Source organism: Pseudomonas sp. 06C 126 (assembly GCF_001855215.1).
In the GTDB taxonomy this organism is placed as follows: Bacteria; Pseudomonadota; Gammaproteobacteria; order Pseudomonadales; family Pseudomonadaceae; genus Aquipseudomonas; species Aquipseudomonas proteolytica.
Window position 1 is genome coordinate 182810 of sequence record NZ_MIFU01000097.1, and the last position, 18526, is coordinate 201335.

General features: G+C 61.5%; 20 protein-coding genes. 8 read left to right on the forward strand and 12 right to left on the reverse strand.

All coding sequences use genetic code 11. The annotated features are described in order from the left end of the window. Positions 1-9: 9 nt before the first annotated feature. The 3 genes from BHC62_RS19075 to BHC62_RS19085 all read right to left on the reverse strand — a co-directional run bounded on the left by BHC62_RS19075 (position 10) and on the right by BHC62_RS19085 (position 2098). A complete protein-coding gene (locus BHC62_RS19075; RefSeq protein ID WP_070995803.1) occupies positions 10-894 on the reverse strand; it encodes an alpha/beta fold hydrolase in 885 nt (294 codons plus the stop codon). 299 nt (positions 895-1193) lie between these two features. Then, entirely contained in the window at positions 1194-1886 is a 693-nt protein-coding gene (locus BHC62_RS19080; protein ID WP_070995804.1) for a pseudouridine synthase, read from the reverse strand. Beyond that, on the reverse strand, positions 1886-2098 hold the full coding sequence (locus tag BHC62_RS19085; RefSeq protein WP_029299097.1) for a cysteine-rich CWC family protein: 213 nt from the start codon (positions 2096-2098) through the stop codon (positions 1886-1888). Before BHC62_RS19085 ends, BHC62_RS19080 begins: the two co-directional genes overlap by 1 nt. Positions 2099-2316: 218 nt before the next feature. On the opposite strand from BHC62_RS19085, the gene BHC62_RS29020 reads away from it, so the two are divergent. After that, on the forward strand, positions 2317-2676 hold the full coding sequence (locus BHC62_RS29020) for a hypothetical protein (protein ID WP_071610048.1): 360 nt from the start codon (positions 2317-2319) through the stop codon (positions 2674-2676). Further along, positions 2618-3247 (forward strand): DUF3757 domain-containing protein, encoded by a 630-nt coding sequence (locus tag BHC62_RS19090; protein WP_083335458.1) that lies wholly within the window; start codon positions 2618-2620, stop codon positions 3245-3247. The genes BHC62_RS29020 and BHC62_RS19090 overlap by 59 nt, the downstream gene beginning before the upstream one ends. Before the next feature lie 22 nt (positions 3248-3269). On the opposite strand, the gene BHC62_RS19095 is transcribed toward BHC62_RS19090, so the two are convergent. Further along, positions 3270-4382, reverse strand: coding sequence for an enoyl-CoA hydratase/isomerase family protein (locus BHC62_RS19095; protein ID WP_070995805.1), 1113 nt, complete (start codon positions 4380-4382; stop codon positions 3270-3272). Positions 4383-4513: 131 nt separating this feature from the next. Between BHC62_RS19095 and ung the strand changes: the two genes are divergently transcribed. After that, a complete protein-coding gene (gene ung, locus BHC62_RS19100) occupies positions 4514-5209 on the forward strand; it encodes a uracil-DNA glycosylase (protein WP_166647838.1) in 696 nt (231 codons plus the stop codon). Between the two features lie 139 nt (positions 5210-5348). Here ung and BHC62_RS19105 read toward each other — a convergent pair whose 3' ends face one another. The 5 genes from BHC62_RS19105 to BHC62_RS19125 form a co-directional block, all read right to left on the reverse strand. After that, the gene (locus tag BHC62_RS19105) at positions 5349-6386 is read right to left on the reverse strand and encodes an AbrB family transcriptional regulator (protein WP_070995806.1); all 1038 of its coding nucleotides are present in this window, start codon (positions 6384-6386) and stop codon (positions 5349-5351) included. Beyond that, on the reverse strand, positions 6379-7893 hold the full coding sequence (locus tag BHC62_RS19110; RefSeq protein ID WP_029299091.1) for a tripartite tricarboxylate transporter permease: 1515 nt from the start codon (positions 7891-7893) through the stop codon (positions 6379-6381). Before BHC62_RS19110 ends, BHC62_RS19105 begins: the two co-directional genes overlap by 8 nt. A gap of 1 nt (position 7894) precedes the next feature. Further along, a complete protein-coding gene (locus tag BHC62_RS19115; protein ID WP_029299090.1) occupies positions 7895-8353 on the reverse strand; it encodes a tripartite tricarboxylate transporter TctB family protein in 459 nt (152 codons plus the stop codon). Positions 8354-8497: 144 nt separating this feature from the next. Next, entirely contained in the window at positions 8498-9481 is a 984-nt protein-coding gene (locus BHC62_RS19120; RefSeq protein ID WP_029299089.1) for a tripartite tricarboxylate transporter substrate binding protein, read from the reverse strand. 43 nt (positions 9482-9524) lie between these two features. Next, positions 9525-10817: an OprD family porin gene (locus BHC62_RS19125; RefSeq protein WP_029299088.1), complete on the reverse strand. Its 1293-nt coding sequence runs from the start codon at positions 10815-10817 to the stop codon at positions 9525-9527. 246 nt (positions 10818-11063) lie between these two features. Here BHC62_RS19125 and BHC62_RS19130 point away from each other — a divergent pair, with 246 nt between their 5' ends. Next, positions 11064-11735 carry a response regulator gene (locus BHC62_RS19130; protein ID WP_029299087.1) on the forward strand — a complete coding sequence of 224 codons (672 nt, stop codon included), beginning with the start codon at positions 11064-11066 and terminating at the stop codon, positions 11733-11735. Further along, entirely contained in the window at positions 11728-13113 is a 1386-nt protein-coding gene (locus BHC62_RS19135) for a sensor histidine kinase (RefSeq protein WP_070995807.1), read from the forward strand. Before BHC62_RS19130 ends, BHC62_RS19135 begins: the two co-directional genes overlap by 8 nt. Positions 13114-13243: 130 nt before the next feature. Here BHC62_RS19135 and BHC62_RS19140 read toward each other — a convergent pair whose 3' ends face one another. Next, positions 13244-14065: an HDOD domain-containing protein gene (locus BHC62_RS19140; protein WP_029299085.1), complete on the reverse strand. Its 822-nt coding sequence runs from the start codon at positions 14063-14065 to the stop codon at positions 13244-13246. A gap of 36 nt (positions 14066-14101) precedes the next feature. Further along, the gene (locus BHC62_RS19145) at positions 14102-15043 is read right to left on the reverse strand and encodes a folate-binding protein YgfZ (RefSeq protein WP_070995808.1); all 942 of its coding nucleotides are present in this window, start codon (positions 15041-15043) and stop codon (positions 14102-14104) included. Between the two features lie 137 nt (positions 15044-15180). Here BHC62_RS19145 and BHC62_RS19150 point away from each other — a divergent pair, with 137 nt between their 5' ends. Next, positions 15181-15435 carry a succinate dehydrogenase assembly factor 2 gene (locus tag BHC62_RS19150; protein ID WP_017736358.1) on the forward strand — a complete coding sequence of 85 codons (255 nt, stop codon included), beginning with the start codon at positions 15181-15183 and terminating at the stop codon, positions 15433-15435. Further along, positions 15419-15871, forward strand: a complete 453-nt coding sequence (locus BHC62_RS19155; RefSeq protein ID WP_070995809.1) for a hypothetical protein — start codon at positions 15419-15421, stop codon at positions 15869-15871. Before BHC62_RS19150 ends, BHC62_RS19155 begins: the two co-directional genes overlap by 17 nt. Here BHC62_RS19155 and nadB read toward each other — a convergent pair. Then, positions 15840-17456 carry an L-aspartate oxidase gene (gene nadB, locus BHC62_RS19160; RefSeq protein ID WP_029299082.1) on the reverse strand — a complete coding sequence of 539 codons (1617 nt, stop codon included), beginning with the start codon at positions 17454-17456 and terminating at the stop codon, positions 15840-15842. The two genes, BHC62_RS19155 and nadB, sit on opposite strands and share 32 nt — an antisense overlap. 469 nt (positions 17457-17925) lie before the next feature. Between nadB and rpoE the strand changes: the two genes are divergently transcribed. Continuing rightward, positions 17926-18507, forward strand: coding sequence for an RNA polymerase sigma factor RpoE (gene rpoE, locus BHC62_RS19165; RefSeq protein WP_003172477.1), 582 nt, complete (start codon positions 17926-17928; stop codon positions 18505-18507). The last annotated feature ends 19 nt before the right edge of the window (positions 18508-18526 follow it).

The window sequence follows — 18526 nt, forward strand, 5'->3', positions numbered from 1 at the left end:
GTCCAGCCTTTAAATCGCCAGTGCATGCACAGCCTGCCCCTGGTGATACCGCAGTCGACTCACCGACTGTTGCGGTTTCAAAAAGCCCATCAATGCCTTCCGGCTGTCGTTGCACGCGGCCTTGTGCTCCATGTCCAGGAAGTGCCCGGTGGCCTGGATGGTGCCAAAGCTGCTGTTGGCCACATGCTGGCCAAACAGTCGGGCATCCTCGGCGCTGGTGTATTCGTCCCATTCGCCATTCAAGAACAACACCGGAATGTCGATCTGCCGCGCAGCCTTGAGGTAGCACTGGCGGTCGCTGTTGAGGACCTGGCTGATGTGGAAGTGCATCTGCCCATACTCGTGCTCGGCCAGGGTGCTGACGTGCCGATAGTTGAAGCGCTTGAACAGCGGCGGCAGGTGTTTGCCGATGGTGCTGTTGACCAGGTGCCCGACGCTGTGGCGGTCGAGGCTGCCGAGGTAGTCGACGCCGCGCTCCAGGTAGTCGCGCATCGGTGCGTTGATCACCGGAGAGAACGAGCTGATGACGGCCTTTTCCACTCGCCGAGGCCGCTGGGCAAGGGCGACGAGGGTGGCGACACCGCCCCAGGAGAAGGACAGCACATGTTCGGCGGCGAAGTGCTCGATGAGTTCCAGGAGGATCTGGCCTTCACTGTCCTTCGTCAGCATTTGTTCATGACGGTTGTGGGCTTTGGAGCGACCGGCGTAGGGCTGATCGTACAAAACCACATTGAACTGCGGATACAGGCTTTTCACGGTCTGGGCAAAAGACGCGGTGGTGGCCATGGAGCCGTTGACCAGGATGATGGTCTTTTGAGCAGCCTCCGCGCGATAGAACTCCGTGTAAACCCAATACTGACCCTGTATATCCAGCACAGCGATTTCTGGCCTCATGTCGTAAGACTCCTGGCAAGCGGGTGGTGCGCGCAGATCACTCTGCACGAGCTTTGTGACAGGTAGGCATACGCCTGGAAGGGAGGCCCATGTCGGTCCGATGAAACTGGCCGACGGGTGTTGTTATGGCGGGCAGCTTGCCTGCAACGCCGGCAATCAAGGGAGTGCGGGCAGGCAATGTGTTTCTTGGAAGAGGCTGTGACTAGCCAGTCAGATTGCGGCTGGCGATTTGATTCAAGCAGGAGGCGGGCCAGGTCGCCAGTTTCACGCTGGAGTTTTGCCGATCACCGGCCCAACGGTCATATCTGGCGGATTTCAGCCTCAGTCAGCGGCCGATACTGGCCGGGGGCGAGCTGTTCATCCAGCGCCAGCGGCCCCATGCGCTCGCGATGCAGGCGTGTGACCTTGTTGTTGAAGTACCCGAACATGCGCTTGACCTGGTGATAACGCCCTTCAATGATGCTCAGACGCGCACTTTTGGGGCCCAGCACCTGCAGATCGGCCGGTTGGGTGGTCAGGTCCTCGAAGGCGAAGTACAGGCCGGCGCTGAACGTTGCGGCATAGTCCGGGCCAATCTCCTGTTCGGTCTCGACGTAGTAGACCTTGGGCAGCTTGGTCTGGGGCTGGGTCAGGCGTCGCGACCATTGGCCGTCATTGGTGAGCAGCAGCAGGCCAGTGGTGTTGAAGTCCAGGCGGCCGGCGATATGCAGGTCGCCCTTGTCGGGTTCATCCAGCAGGTCGAGGACGGTGGCGTGTTGCGGGTCGACGGTGGCACTCACGCAGCCAGGCGGCTTATGCAGCATGAAGTACCGCGCGGGTTTCCCGGCTTGCAGGAGTTGGCCATCACATTCCACCCGGCTGAACTCGCGAACGTCATGCCGTGGATCGTTTACCGGCTGTCCATCCACCTGGATCCGCCGCTCCGCCAGCAGCAGGCGCACCTGCTGGCGATTGAAGCGCGGCAGGTTGCTGAGAAATCGGTCGATACGCATTACTGGGGCTCGGCCCCGCGCAATTGGGCATCGACCTGGGCACAGCGCGGGCACAGGCAAGCCTTGTTGCGAAGCGCCATCGGCAGGGCTTCGAGCACCTTGGGGTCGATGGTGACGCTGTAGCACCAGCAGGCGCGGTCAGCGGTGCGTGGGTCGGCCAGGGTGCAGTCGTTGCGGGCGCCGCAGGCCGGGCAAAGTGTGGGAGTGGTCATTGGTCGGTTCAGGCGTGATTCAGTCGAGATTGCGGTGAAACCCGGTATACCTGGCACGATACAGCCCTGGGCGGTTTATTGCGCCACAGATGTTTCAATCTATGTCCAGGTCGCACCAGATTCTGTTTTTGATGTCAGATATTTCGTCATTCAGCGAAGGCTGTGTGTCGCCCTCCAGCGTCGCTGGTGTGGGCTCTTCCGCGGTCCAGGAGGCCGCCATGTATCGTCGATTGCTCCTCACCGCTGTGCTCGGCTTGACCCTTTCTGCCTGTGTGCCCTATTACGATGGAGGCTCCAGCTACTACCGATCCGAAGTCTACACCGCGCCGGCGCCGGTCTATTACTACGGCGGCGGGCCGTCTTACCAGTATCGGCGCGGCTATTACGCACCGCCCCCGCGCTACTATTCCGCGCCTCGTTATTACCAGCCGGCACCCCGTTACTACCCAGCGGGGCCAAGAGCGGGCTACCGGCCCTACCCGAGCCAGGGTTGGGGCGATCACCGAGGCTACAGTGGTCATGGGCGAGGAGACGGCCGTGGTGGCGAACATGGCCGGGGCCGCGGCGGGCACCGGTAATCATCTATTCCTTAAACGGCGCGCAATGCGCCGTTTTTTGTGGGCGACCGTTTGTCTCCACTGTCATATTTCACAGCTATCTTGCGCGCCCTTCTCGGACTTAACTAAGTGGCAATACCTCAGCAGCGCACTGGGATGGCACATGATCAGCCGGGTAGTCATTCTATGTTTACTAGGCGTTTTTCCGATCGCTGATGCCAGCGCAGAGTTCGGCTGCCCCTATCCCTCGTCGATCAAGCGCACGGGTGGTTATTTGCAAAGTGACAACGGCGTCTGGAAAAGCCCCAAGGTTGAGTTTCCGGGCTTTGTGGACACGTTTGTCGGCGCCGTTTTTACGCCGACCGAGGCCGGGGAGCGCAGGCGAGGGCATCTGGAATACTGCACCTACAAGGCGGCCAACAACCAGTGGGTCAACCTCAGGTTCCAGGCGCCCGAGCCACGCCCCAGTATGTCACTGAGTGATTCCACCCACTGGGTGCCGGCCCGTGGGCCGTTTGACCAGCAAATCTACATATGTACGGACAGCCAGCCCGACAACTGTTCGTTCACCCTCGATAACCCCCAAAACTAGCCAATTGCCTGACGCCGCTCTGTCATACGTCAGACAGGTCCGCCAGCGGATGGCGTCCTTCCCAGGCCTTGTGAAAGTGCGCCTCGACCACCGCCTCGGGAACGCGCTTGATATCCGGCCAATGCCAATGGGGCTGCTGATCCTTGTCGATCAGACGTGCCCGTACCCCTTCACTGAACTCCGGGTGCCGACAGCAATTGAGGCTCAAGGTGTACTCCATCTGGAAAACCTCTGACAGGGACAGGTGGCGCGCCCGTCGGATCTGCTCCCACACCAGATGGGCGGTCAGTGGGCAGCCCTCGCTCAATGTCTTGCCGGCCCGGCTGAACAGCGGGTCGGCATGCTCGCGCAACTGGCTCAACGCGCGCCAGGCGCCGCACACGTCGCCCACATCCAGCCATTCGTCGATTTGCTGGCGTCGTGGCAACCACTGCGGCGCGGGCTGCTGGCTCACGGCTTCCTGGGCCAGGGCCTTGAACAGGCTGTTGAGCTGCATCGCCGTCTGCTCTTGCCAATTCAACTGCAGCAGGCCTTCGAGCATCTCGTCCTGTTGTTCATCCAGCAGGAAGCGGTCGGCCAGGCCCAGGTCCAGGGCGTCGCGACCATTCATATGGGCGCCGGTGAGGCCGAGAAACAGGCCGAGCTTGCCCGGCAGGCGTGAGAGGAACCAACTGGCGCCCACATCCGGGTACAGGCCGATGCTGATTTCCGGCATGGCCAGGCGGCTGCTCGGTGTGACCACGCGGATGGCTGCGCTTTGCAGCAAGCCCATGCCGCCGCCCAGCACATAGCCATGGCCCCAGCAGATCAGTGGCTTGGGGTAGGTATGCAAGCGATAGTCGAGACGATATTCCGCAGCAAAAAACTGTGCAGCCAACGCCGGCACTTCACCCGGCTGCTCACGACAGGCCTGGGCCAGGCTGCGCACTTCACCGCCGGCGCAGAACGCCTTGGCCCCGTTACCGCGCAGCAGTACGCAGACGATTTGCGGATCCCTGGCCCAGTGGTCCAGGCGTTCGCCCAGGGCCAGGATCATCGGGAGGGAGAGGGCATTGAGGGATTTTTCCGCGTCCAGGCTGGCGATGCCGATACGGGCCCCATCGGTGCCAGTGAGCTCTTCGAAGTGCAGATTCATCATGACCTCAATCGGTAAATTGAACGTTGAGTATGATCCCTTCGTGGGAATGTGCCGGTTATGCGTCAGATCAATTGACAAGTGGGGTGGGCTTTCCTAGGGTTCGCCCACTCTTTTTACATGATGTGTTTCTGATGACTTCCGACGACCGTATCAAACTCGAACCGAGCTGGAAACACGCCCTGCGCGAGGAGTTCGAGCAGCCGTACATGAACGAGTTGCGCGAGTTCCTGCGCCAGGAGCATGCGGCAGGCAAAGAGATCTACCCGCCGGGCCCGCTGATCTTCAATGCGCTCAACTCCACGCCGCTGGACAAGGTCAAGGTGGTGATCCTCGGGCAAGACCCCTATCACGGCCCGGGCCAGGCCCATGGCCTGTGCTTCTCGGTGCAGCCGGGCGTGCCGACGCCGCCGTCGCTGCTCAACATCTATAAAGAGCTCAAGCGCGACCTCAATATCGACATTCCCAACCATGGTTGCCTGCAAAGCTGGGCCGACCAGGGCGTGTTGCTGCTCAACACCACCATGACCGTGGAGCGTGCGACAGCCAACGCCCATGCGGGCAAGGGCTGGCAGTTTTTTACCGACCGGGTGATTGAAGTGGTCAGCGAGCATCAGCCGCACCTGGTATTCCTGCTGTGGGGGGCGCATGCCCAGGGCAAGCAGAAGCTGATTGATGCCACCAAGCATTTGGTGCTGACTTCGGTGCATCCGTCGCCATTGTCGGCGTATCGCGGGTTTTTGGGCTGCGGGCATTTCAGCCGGACGAACAAGTTTCTTGAGCAGAATGGCGAGACGCCGATCGAGTGGCGGTTGCCGCCCATCTAAGGCCCAACACCAAAGGATGTGAGGCGTGATTGTGTGGGAGCGGGCTTGCTCGCGAAGGCGGTGGCTCAGTTGATAAATACTTGACTGACCCACCGCCTTCGCGAGCAAGCCCGCTCCCACATTAGGGTTACGCCAGGTTTTAGACGGTGTCCGGCTGGCGATTCCAGTGGCGGAATAATGGTTCCGCGAGGAACAGCACAAACAACAACCGCATCACCTGCATCGCCGTCACCAACGGCACCGACAGTTGCAGGGTCTCGGCCGTGAGGCTCATTTCGGCAATCCCACCGGGCATCATGCCCAGCGTCAGCGAGCGCAGATCCAACTGCGTCAGCGCACTCAAACCTACCGCCGCCAGGGTGGCGATCAACATGGTCAGCACTGTGCCGATCAAGGTGCGGCCCATGAAGGCGGGCGCCCGACGAAAGAATTGCCGGTTGAAGTGGCAACCCAGGCCGCTGCCGATCAACCATTGGCCAATCTGACTGCCGCCATCGGGCAGGCCGATGTGTAGATCCCAGGTGATGCTGGCAATGGCGCTGACCAGCAACGGCCCGAACAACCACGGGTTGGGCTGGTGCAGACGCTGCCAGCCCCAGGCGACCAGGGCGCCGATGGGAAACAGCACCGCCAGCCAGGCCCAGTCCACGGGTGCCGGGTGAAATTGTGGTGCGCCGCCGCCGAGCAAATATTTGAAGATCGCCGGTACGCACAGCACCACCAACAACACCCGCAGACTCTGGCCTGCTGCCACGCGGCTGAGCACCGCGCCGTTACGCGCACCGAGGTTGACCATCTCGCCGGAGCCGCCCGGCATACTCGAGAAAAACGCCGTGGCACGGTCTTCACCGCTGCGGCGCATCAACCACACACCGACAATGCTCGACAGGCTGGTGACCAGCGCGCCGAAGAAGATCAGGCCAAAGTGGCTCATCACCTGCTCGATCACCATCGGGGTGAAGTGCAGGCCGATACCGATGCCCACCACCCACTGGCCACATTTGCGCCCGCCGGGAATCTCGCCCAACTGCCAGGGCGTGAGGCCGCGCACCAGGATGATCGCCAGCAACGAACCGACCATATACGGCAAAGGCCAGCCGACCAGGCTGGCCAGGTAACCGCCGGCCAGACCGACCAGCGGTGTTGCCCACCATTGTTTAAAGGTGACTTCAGACATCGGCCACGGCGCGACGCTGCAGGGCCCGTTTGCGGTAGATGCGGATCAGCGGGAAGGCCAGCATCAATGCCGTCAGTACCCAGACGCCAAAGGTGATCGGGCTCGACCAGAGAATCTGCAAATCGCCGTTGGAGATCGACAGCGCCCGGCGCAGGTTCTGCTCCATCAGGCCGCCGAGGATAAAGCCCAGCAACACTGGTGACAGCGGGAAGTCCAGCTTGCGCAGGATGTAGCCGAAGATACCGATACCCACCATCAGGAACAGGTCGAAGGTGGTGGCGTGGACCGCGTACACACCAATCGCGGTGATGATGGCGATCACCGGCACCAGTGCCCAGTTCGGCACGGCGAGGATGCGGGTGAAGATGCGGATCATCGGGATGTTGAGGATCACCAGCATGATGTTGGCGATAAACAACGAAGCGATCAGGCCCCAGACAATATCCGGCTGCTGTTGGAACAACAGCGGGCCAGGGGTGATGTTGTACAGCGACAACGCGCCGATCATCACCGCAGTGGTACCCGAGCCGGGTACGCCGAGGGTCAACATCGGTACCAGCGCACCGCAGGCGGAGGCGCCGATGGCGGTTTCTGGCGCGGCCAGGCCACGCATGTCGCCTTGCCCGAATTTACCACTGGCACCGGCCAGGCGTTTCTCGGTCATGTAGGCCACGGCTGACGCCAGGGTGGCACCCGCCCCGGGCAGTACGCCCATGATGAAGCCCAGCAGGCCACAGCGGATGTTAACTACAAATACCGCAGAAGCTTCCTTCAGGTTGAACATCATCCGCCCAGTGGCTTTTACCGCCTCCTGGCCACGGTGGGTTTTTTCCAGCAGCAGCAGGATCTCGCTGATGGAGAACAGGCCCAGTACCAGCACCACAAACTGGATGCCGTCGGTCAGGTGAATATTGTCGCCGGTAAAGCGGTAAACGCCGCTGTTGGCGTCAATACCCACCGCCGACAGGAACAGGCCGATCAGCGCCGCTACAAAGGTCTTCAGCGGTTTGTCACCGGCCATGCCACCGAGGCAGACGATGGCAAATACCATCAGCACGAAGTATTCCGCCGGCCCGAAGGCAATCGCCCATTTGGCCAGCAGCGGGGCAAACAGCACCATGCCGCAGGTGGCGATAAACGCGCCGATAAACGAACTCCATGCCGACAACGACAGGGCTACGCCGGCCAGGCCTTTGCGGGCCATTGGGTAGCCGTCCAGGGTAGTCATCACGGTGGAAGCTTCGCCTGGGATGTTCAGCAGGATCGAGCTGATACGCCCGCCGTATTCGCAACCCAGGTACACGGCTGCCAGCAGGATCAAGGCCGATTCTGGCGGCAGGCCCAGGGCAAAGGCGATGGGGATCAACAGTGCCACGCCATTGATCGGGCCCAGGCCCGGCAGCAGGCCAACCACGGTGCCGATCAGGGTGCCGCACAGCGCGGTCACCAGGTTGTAGGGGCTCAGTGCGACGCCGAAGCCCTGGCCCAAATAGCCAAAAGTATCCATATCAGTTCTCCAGAACGTCGAGCAGACCGAGGGGCAGCGGCACGTCCATGGCTTTATCAAAGAGCAGATAAAGACCAATGGCCATCAGGCTGACGATTACCACACTGGGCATCCAGCGGCCGCCATACAGGCGCGCCATGGGGATGCCGATCAGCATGCTGCTGAGGATAAAACCCAAGGGTTCGAAGGTGCCGGCGAACACGATCAGCAGCGCGACGCAGATACCGATCTTGAACAGGGTCTGACGGTCGAGGGCGGGCTCTTCTTCGGTGTGCTTGGTCGGCTGCGGGCGAAACAGCATGTAGATCAGTGCCAGGCTCATCAGCCCGAGCATCAGCAGCGGGTAGGCCCGCGGCCCCACGGGTTCGTAGGAAAAGGACGCCTGGTACGGCCAGGCCATCAGCGCCAGGCCGGCGCAGGCCAGCAGCAGCACCGCGGCGAAAATGCGTTGTAAGAGCATAGGAAACTCCAAGGCCACCTTTGTAGGCGCGAGCTTGCTCGCGAAGAACGTGAAAGCGCCGCGTCAAACCAGTTGAACCGCGTTTTCGTTGACGTTTTTCGCGAGCAAGCTCGCTCCTACAGGGGCATTACATGACAGGGGCGATTACTGGATCAGGCCGAACTCTTTGGCCAGCACTTTGTAGTCAGCCACCTGTTTCTTCACGTAGGTGTCCAGCTCCTGGCCGGTCATGGCGAAGGGGAACAGCTCGCGCTGGTCACGCAGCTTGGCGAACTCTTCGGAGGCCAGCAGTTTGTCGAACGCATCTTTCCACCAGGCGTAGTCGGCATCGCTGACTTTTGGCCCGAGGTAGAAACCGCGTACCACCGGCCAGACGATGTCGTAGCCTTGCTCTTTGGCGGTCGGAATATTCTTCATTTCCGGCTCGTCCAGACGCTCTTCGGAGAACACCGCGAGCAGGCGCATATCGCCGCTGAGGATGTGGGGCATGGAGTCGGAGATGTCGGTACTGCCCACCTGGATATGCCCGCCGAGCAGGGCAGTGGCGATTTCACCGCCGCCTTCGAGGGCCACATAACGCAGGTCGCGGGGGTTGATTCCGGCAGCCTTGGCGATCAGGGCGGTCTGCATCCAGTCCTGGCTGCCGACGGTGCCGCCGGAACCAATCACTACTTTGCTCGGATCTTTCTTCAGCGCCTGTACCAGGTCATCGAGGCTCTTGTAGGGCGAATCGGCTTTCACCGCAATCGCGCCATAGCTGGTGCCAACCGCGGCCAGCCATTTCACTGCGCTTTCATCGAACCGCCCGAATTTGCCCTGGGCCAGGTTCAGCAGCGAACCACTGGACCAGGCTACCAGCGTGCCAGCATCGGCGGGGCGCTGGGCCACGACGGCGTTATAGGCCACCGCACCCACGCCGCCAGGCATGTAGGTCACGCGCATCGGCTTGCTCAGCAGCTTCTCGTTGACCAGTGCGCTTTGCACCAGTTTGCACGTCAGGTCAAAACCGCCGCCGGGGGAGGCCGGTGCGATGCACTCCGGGCGCTTGGGTTCATCGGCGGCCAGCAGTTGGCCGGCGAACAACATGCAGCCGGCGGCCAGGGCAAATTTACGCAGGGATGAGGACATGGGGAACTCCGTCATTGTTGTTATTGGGGGATGACTTTCAGGGTTACCACAGTGCGACGCTGTAACTGACCAGCACGCGCACTTCGTCTGCGTCCCGGGCCGAGTAGTTGGAGCGGTAGGTGGCGTTACGCAGGCGTACGGCCACGTCCTTGAGCGCGCCGCTTTGCACCACGTATTTGATTTCGGTGTTGCGTTCCCACTCTTTGCCGGTGTCGCCGTTCTTGAGCTTGATATTGTCACCGGACAGGTAGCGGCTCATGAAGCTCAGGCCGGGGATCCCCAGCTTGGCAAAATCGTAGTCGTAACGGGCCTGCCAGGAGCGTTCTTCGGCGCCGGCAAAGTCGTTGATCTGCACAAAGTTGACCAGGTACGGGTCACTGCCATCCACATACGGGAATGCGCTATCGCCGGACATGTGCTGGTAGCCGGCGCTCAGTTTATGGCCGTTGAGGGCGTAGCTGAAAATGCCGTTGAGGGATTTGTTGTCAATGCTGCCGCCGCGCGCGCTGCCGGTGTCATCGCTGATGGCCAGGCGCAGGTCGGTGCCGAAGGTGCCCGGGCCCATGGGCGTTGAGGCGACCACGCCGAGGAAGTGTTGGCGGTACACGTCGTCCAGTTGCGCGAAGTGGTAGCTGCCGGTGATCTTCTCGGCAAACTTGTAGTCCACGCCACCGAAGTTGAAGTGCTTGCCGGTGGCTCCGCTGAGGAAGCGGCTGTTCTTGTTGTTGAGGGCAATGTCCTCGTAGTTGGTGTCGTCGCGGTCCTTGGCCTTGTCCAGGCGCCCGCCAGTGAACGTCAGGTTCTTGAACTCCTTGGAGGTCAGCAGGCCACCGTTGAAGGTCTGCGGCAGGATGCGCCCGTCGTTGGCCTTGAGGATTGGCAACTCGGGGATGAGCGAACCGACCTTAAGCTCGGTGGCGGAGATTTTCACTTTGCCGGTCAGGCCCAGCTTGGAGTACTCGTCAGCGGCGCGGCCATCATCGTGGGTGGGCAGCAGGCCGCTGCCGGTGCGGTCGGGGCTGGAGTCGAGCTTGACCCCGAGCATGCCCAGCGCATCTACGCCAAAACCGACAGTGCCGTCGGTGTAGCCTGATTGCAGGTTGAGCATGAAGCCCTGGGCCCACTCGTCGCGCTTGGACTGCTGGGCGCTGGTACCGTCGCGAAAGTCGCGGTTGAAGTACATGTTGCGGGTTTCCAGGGTCGCGCTACTGTCTTCAAAGAAGGCAGCCTGGCTAAGCGGCGAAAAGCCGGCAAGGGCAGCGGCACTGGCGAGGGCGGTCTGGGTCAGGCGGGAAAAACGAACAGGCGGGCAAGCCTGGGGCTGTGTCGACAGCATCGTGATGCACTCCGTTATTGTTCTTATGAGGCGAAAACGCTTCGAGGCGTTTTTCGGGCGCTATGGGTGAAATAGCTCGGAAGGTGTAACCGTCCGTTTCCGGATGCTAATGGGCGAACCTTTCACTAACCTTTCAGCGTCCTTTCAATGTTTTCGGGCTTCACAGCACAGGCCGCGGCTGTAAACTGCGCCGCGAGTTGGTAAACAAAGGGTGGCACCGGCCACCCCTCAACGAGGTACAAACCCATGCGTGTCCTGCTCGTCGAAGACCATCTGCAACTGGCCGAAAGTGTGGCCCAGGCGCTCAAGAGCACGGGGTTGACGGTGGATGTGTTGCACGATGGCGTGGCGGCGGACCTGGCCTTGAGCAGCGAGGAATACGCCGTAGCGATTCTCGATGTGGGCTTGCCGCGCATGGATGGTTTCGAGGTGCTGGCGCGCTTGCGGGCCCGTGGGAAAAATCTTCCGGTGTTGATGCTGACTGCCCGCAGCGATGTAAAGGACCGGGTACACGGCCTTAACCTGGGCGCCGATGACTATCTGGCCAAACCCTTTGAACTGACTGAACTGGAAGCCAGGGTCAAGGCGCTGCTGCGTCGCAGCGTGCTGGGTGGCGAGCGGCAGCAGACCTGTGGCGTGCTGGTGTATGACGTGGAAACCCGGCGTTTCACCCTCGGTGGTGAGCTGCTGACGTTGACCTCCCGTGAGCAGGCGGTGCTCGAAGCGCTGATCGCCCGCCCTGGTCGGGTCATGAGCAAGGAGCAACTGGCGTCCCAGGTGTTTGGCCTGGATGAGGAAGCCAGCCCCGATGCCATCGAAATCTACGTGCACCGCTTGCGCAAGAAACTCGATGGGCAGCCGGTCGCCATCGTCACTTTCCGTGGTCTTGGATACTTGCTGGAAGCCCGTGATGCGTAAGCACAGCAGCCTGCGATGGCGCCTGCTGTGGAACCTGGCATTGCTGTTGGTGGTGTTGATGCTGGCCAGCGGCTTGAGCGCCTACTGGAACGGTCGCGAAGCGGCAGACACTGCCTACGACCGCACGTTGCTGGCCTCGGCGCGGACCATCGCCGCCGGCCTGTCCCAGCGCGACGGCACCCTCAGCGCCGATGTGCCCTACGTGGCACTGGACACATTCGCCTATGACAGTGCCGGGCGGATTTATTACCAGGTCAATGATATTCACCAGAAGCTGATTTCCGGCTACGAACACCTGCCAGGCCCGCCGCCGGGCACGCCGCGCACCGACGATTATCCGGCCTTGGCGCGTTTCTATAACGCCAAGTACCAGGGGCAGAATGTGCGGGTGGTGAGCCTGCTCAAGGCGGTGTCGGAACCGAACATGAATGGCATGGCCGAAATCCGCGTGGCAGAAACCGACGAAGCCCGCGTCAGCATGGCCCGCAGCCTGATGGCCGATACCTTGCTGCGCCTGGGCATGCTGGCCATTGGCGCCTTGCTGCTGGTGTGGTTTGCGGTAAGTGCGGCGCTGCGCCCGCTGGAGCGATTGCGCACGGCGGTGGAAGAACGCCAGCCGGATGATCTGCGGCCGCTGCCGCTGGTTGAAGTGCAGCACGAACTGGGGCCACTGGTGCGGGCCTTGAACCACTTTACCGAACGCCTGCGCGGGCAGTTCGAGCGCCAGGCCCAATTTATTGCCGACGCTTCCCACGAGTTGCGCACCCCACTGGCCGCGCTCAAGGCCCGGCTGGAATTGGGCCTGCGCGCCGAGGAGCCGGGCATCTGGCGCAGCACCCTGGAGACGGCGGCGCAAGGTACGGATCGCTTGACCCACCTGGCCAATCAATTGCTGTCCCTGGCACGCATCGAAAACGGTGCGCGGGCGATTGCTGAAGGGGGGGCGCAGTTGCTCGACCTCAGTCAACTGGCCCGTGAATTGGGCATGGCCATGGCGCCCCTGGCCCATGCTCGCGGCGTGGCATTGGCATTGGAGGCGGATCAGCCGGTGTGGTTGCGCGGCGAGCCGACCTTGCTGAACGAGCTGTTGAGCAACCTGGTGGATAACGCCCTGGCGCACACACCATCAGGTGGCAACGTGATCCTGCGGGTCACGGCGCCGGCGGTGCTGGAAGTGGAAGATGATGGCCCAGGCATTCCGCTGGATGAGCGCGACCGGGTGTTCGAGCGCTTCTATCGGCGCAACCAGCAGGGCGCGGGGTCAGGCCTGGGGTTGGCGATTGTCGGGGAAATCTGCCGCGCGCATCTGGCCCAGATCAGCCTGCATGATGGCGAGCTGAAAGGGCTCAAGGTGCGGGTAAGTTTTATCGCGGGCTGACAGCGAGGGCCGAGCTGCTTACCTGTGGGAGCTGGCTTGCCTGCGATAGCGGGCGACAGACCGCCGCAGAGTGCCAGGCGCCCAGCGTCATCGTTGGCGAACATCGCGGGCAAGCCCGCTCCTACAGGGGTCAGTAGAACATTGAGCGTGCTTCATCCAGCTCGGTGCGCACCACTTCATTGAGCGGGTCGATACGCAGCTTCTTGAATGCCGGCAAGTTCGACAACGCAGTGTGGGCCAACGGGTGGTTGGTGTTCTTGTGGCAATACAACACGGCCACTTGCACCAGGTCGACATAGTCCAGGCTGGCCGAGTCGCGCTCAAGGTCCTGGTAGTGGGCGGGCACATTCACCAGCATTTCCGGGAAGTCCCAGCCCCGCAGCAGTTTGTCCCCCAGCAGCGGGTGGATGCTATCGATCACATGGTTGAGGCTGACCGGGTCAGAGAGCAGTTCGTAGTGATCTTCGGCGTAGGTCAGGATCGGCAGTACGCCGATCTGGTGCACCAGCCCGCCGAGCGCCGCCTGGTCCGGCTTGAGCTGGCTGTGGTTGCGACACAAGGCGTAGCAGACGCCCGCCACTTCCAGGCTGCGGCGCCAGACTTCACGCATCTTCTGTTCGACGGCTTCTGAGCGGGCATGGAAGATTTGCTCCATCACCAGGCCGATCGCCAGGTTGCTGCTGTAGTTGGTGCCCAGGCGCGTGATGGCGGTGTGCAGGTCGGTGACTTCCTGGGAGGCACGCAACAGCGGGCTATTGACCACCTTGATCAGCCGCGCCGTGAGGGCGGTATCGCGGCTGATGACTTTGCTTAAATGACTGATGCTGACTTCGGGGTCTTCGGCGGCCTGACGAATTTTCAGGGCCACTTCCGGTAACGTGGGCAGAACCAGGTCATCGTTATCGATGGCCATCACCAACGCCTGTTGGACTTTTTCCGCCAGTTTGTTCATTCATGCTCTCTAGGGTGCTGCAAAAGGGTGTGGCGATTAACGCTGGATCTCGCGATCACGGTCCAGTGGGTAGGGCAGGTCGAGCAACTTGAGACCCGGGCCTTCCAGCGTACCTAAATGCACATCGCCACTGTCGGCTGCTTCGGCTTGCAGCACCGCCAGAAGTTCAATCCCTTCGTCGGCCCGGGCGGCAATCACCACCTCGCCGATGGCACTGTTATGGCTGGGGGCAAACAGTGGTGTACCTGGTTCGGGCAATACGTCGCCATCCAGGCTCAGGCTGTACAGGCGCCGCTTGAGTTTGCCCAGGTATTGCATGCGGGCGACGATTTCCTGGCCGGTGTAGCAGCCTTTCTTGAAACTTACGCCACCAACCGCCTGCAGGTTGAGCATCTGCGGGATGAACAGCTCGCGGGTCTGGGCCATGACCTGGCCGATGCCAGCGCGGACCTGCCCCAGCAGCCAGGCATTGAGATCGCCTTCGGCAAGTGTTGCGGCCAGTTGGTTGCGCAGCGGCTCGGCTTGCGCGGCGGGCGCCCAGAGTTCGGCGCGGCCGGGGGAGACGCGAATGGCCAGCAGCTCTTCATGGCGCGCCACGCTGTCGGTCTCGGCTGGCAAATCCAGGCCCAGGCTGGCGATTGCCTGGTCAGCGTCGGCCAGGCCGAAGCGAACCCAGGCGGCGCTTTCGTCCGTGAGCTTGGACTTGGAAAACACGGCGTATTTTTTCAGGTCCGCCAGTTGTGGCTCCAGCAGTTCGCTGGCCATGGCCAGCAACACGCCGTCACCTTGCAGCACGATACGGAAGCTCGACTGCATACGGCCCTTTTGGGTGCAGCGCGCGCCGAGGCTGGCGTGGGTGTCGTTGAGGTAGTTGAGGTTGCAGGTCAGTTGTCCCTGGAGGAACTTGGCCGCGTCAGCGCCGCGAACGGCCAGGACGCCTTCGTGGGACAGGGGGCAGAAGAAAGCAGAGTCAGCCATGGGTCATCGCAGTTGGAAAGTCATGGGTGCATCATAGAGGGGCGCCCGGTAAATGGGTAGTTTCATAAGCCCGACCAAAGCCGACTGTTCCAAGGGGCGTGGGCCTGTATACTTGCGCCCTATTTGAGGAGCGCTCCATGGTCGAAGATGTAGAAATCAATCGCCTGTACTGGCACAGCCGTCGCGGCATGCTGGAGTTGGATGTGTTGCTGGTGCCTTTCACCAAAGAGGTTTACGCGACTCTCGATAAGGTGGATCGCGACCTCTACGTCAGGCTGCTGACCTGCGAAGATCAGGATATGTTCGGCTGGTTCATGGAACGTGCCGAATCGGAAGATCCGGAGCTGCAACGCATGGTCCGGATGATCCTGGATCGTGTCCAGCCCAAGTAATAGCTTTGAATGCCGCTGGCAGGCCTGCGGGCGGTTGCTGGCGGCGTATCTCCTTGCCCAGGTGCTGGCACTCGGTGCGCTGTACCTGCTGGCCGTACCTCTCTGGATTACCGTACTGGGTGTACTGGCGTGCCTGGCCCATGCCTTGTGGACCCTGCCGCGTCATATTCGCTTGACCCACCGTTCGTCGGTTCGTGGCCTGCGCCGCAATGCCGACGGCTGGCAATTGTGGAGCGCGGCGCGAGGTTGGCACGCCGTACAGTTGTGCCCTGACAGCCTGGCGTTGCCGCTGATCGTGGTGCTGCGCTACCGGTTGCCGGGGGAGTGGCGGGTGCGCTCGGTGTGCGTACCCCATGCTTCGCAGGCCGCCGATGTCCATCGGCGCCTGCGGGTACGCTTGAAGTTCAGTCGCCGTAGGTGGTTGGCACCAGGATAGTGTCGAGGGCCTCTGGCAGCATCTGCGGGTAGTCGAGCGTGTAATGCAGGCCTCGGCTTTCCTTGCGCTCCATGGCCGAGCGGATCATCAGCTCGGCGACCTGGGCCAGGTTGCGCAACTCGATCAGGTCACGGCTGACCTTGTAGTTGCTGTAGAACTCGTCGATCTCATCCAGCAACAACCGCACACGATGCTGCGCCCGTGCCAAGCGCTTGTTGGTGCGCACGATCCCCACGTAGTCCCACATGAAGCGCCGCAGCTCGTCCCAGTTGTGGGCGATGATCACGTCCTCGTCCGAGTCGGTGACCTGGCTGGCGTCCCAGCGGGGCAGGGCGGCCGGGACCGGGATGCGCGGCAGTTGTTCGAGGATGTCGGCGGCTGCGGAGCGGGCATAGACGAAGCATTCGAGCAGCGAGTTGCTGGCCATGCGGTTGGCGCCGTGCAGGCCGGTGAAACTGGTTTCGCCAATCGCATACAGGCCAGGGACGTCGGTGCGGCCTTGCTGGTCGACCATCACCCCGCCACAGGTGTAGTGCGCCGCCGGGACCACCGGGATCGGCCCTTTGGTGATATCGATATTGAAGGCCAGGCAGCGTTCGTAGACCGTCGGGAAGTGAGTCTTGATAAAGTCGGCTGGCTTGTGGCTGATGTCCAGGTAGACGCAATCGATGCCCAGGCGCTTCATCTCGTGGTCGATGGCGCGGGCCACGATATCCCGTGGTGCCAGTTCGGCGCGCGGGTCGAAGCGCTGCATGAAGCGCTCGCCGTTGGGTAGCTTCAGGTGGGCGCCTTCGCCCCGCAGGGCTTCGGTGATCAGGAAACTCTTGGCCTGGGGGTGATACAGGCAGGTGGGGTGAAACTGGTTGAACTCCAGGTTCGCCACCCGGCAACCCGACCGCCAGGCCATGGCGATGCCATCCCCGCAGGCACCGTCGGGGTTGCTGGTGTAGAGGTAGACTTTGGCGGCACCACCGGATGCCAGGATGGTGAAACGCGCGCCGTAGGTATCGACTTCACCGCTGGCGCGGTTGAGGACGTAGGCCCCCAGGCAGCGCTCGCCGGCCAGGCCCAGGCGTTTTTCGGTGATCAGGTCGACGGCGACCCGTTGCTCCAGCAGTTCGATATTCGGCCGTTGCCGGGCCTGGGCCAGCAGGGTCTTGAAGATCGCGGCGCCGGTGGCATCGGCGGCATGGATGATGCGCCGGTGGCTGTGGCCGCCTTCACGGGTCAGGTGGAACTCGAAACCACCGTCATCACTGCCCGCATGTTCATCACGGGTAAACGGCACGCCCTGGTCGATCAGCCACTGGATGGCTTCGCGGCTGTGCTCGACGGTGAAACGCACCGCTTGTTCGTTACACAGGCCGCCGCCGGCGTTGAGGGTGTCTTCAACGTGGGATTGCACCGTGTCGGTGTCATCCAGCACGGCAGCAACTCCGCCCTGGGCCCAGAACGTCGAACCGTTGGCCAGGTCGCCCTTGCTCAATACAGCTACGCGCAGATGGCTCGGCAGGGTCAGTGCAAGGCTCAAGCCTGCGGCGCCGCTACCAATCACCAGGACATCGTGTTGAAACTGTTGGCTCATTTATGGGATTCCGCAAAAAGCGATCCGAAGGGGTGGCGCAAACAGGACGCCTGGATCGGCGAATCAAAGGGTCACACGGCCCACTAGTATATAGAGGGGGCTATCGGCACAATAGCCGGGCATTCGTGGCATTGTGAGACTACGGTGAACGAACTGCACGGCTTTGATGAGGCGGTCCGGTAGGGAGATGGGAACTTTTGTATCCCTCCCGACTCCATTACAGGATGCCCGAAAGCTGGGAAAACGTTGGTTTTACTGATTGGCCTGGAGCATGGGAGCGTCAGAAAACCGGCGACAAGATTATTCGCGCAGCCGGCTATGCCCGCGCTGCGTTTTTCGTGTGTGCCAAAACAGAGCCCACCGGAAACTTGCTTGAAGGGGGAGAACTTTTGCGAAAAGTCCTAGTCTATGTTTGCAAGCCTGATCGTTTAGTTATGCAAGCCTCCTTCAAGTACAACGAGGAGTGTTCATGCTAACCCAGGAAGAGGATCAGCAGCTTGTTGAGCGCGTTCAACGCGGCGACAAGCGAGCATTTGATCTGCTAGTGCTGAAATACCAGCACAAAATTCTCGGGTTGATCGTGCGGTTTGTGCACGACACCCATGAAGCGCAGGACGTTGCACAGGAAGCCTTTATCAAGGCTTACCGTGCACTCGGTAATTTCCGCGGTGACAGTGCGTTTTACACGTGGCTTTACCGCATCGCCATCAACACGGCGAAGAACTATCTGGTTTCTCGCGGTCGCCGCCCGCCAGATAGTGATGTGAGTTCGGAAGATGCTGAATTTTACGATGGTGATCACGGCCTCAAGGATCTCGAGTCGCCGGAGCGTGCATTGCTGCGCGACGAGATCGAAGGCACTGTCCATCGCACTATTCAGCAACTGCCAGAAGATTTGCGTACGGCGTTAACTTTACGTGAATTCGATGGTCTGAGTTACGAGGACATTGCGAGCGTCATGCAATGTCCGGTGGGGACCGTACGCTCCCGGATTTTCCGGGCTCGGGAAGCCATCGATAAAGCCCTGCAACCGTTGTTGCAGGAAAACTAAAGACAGCGGCGACAGCCAA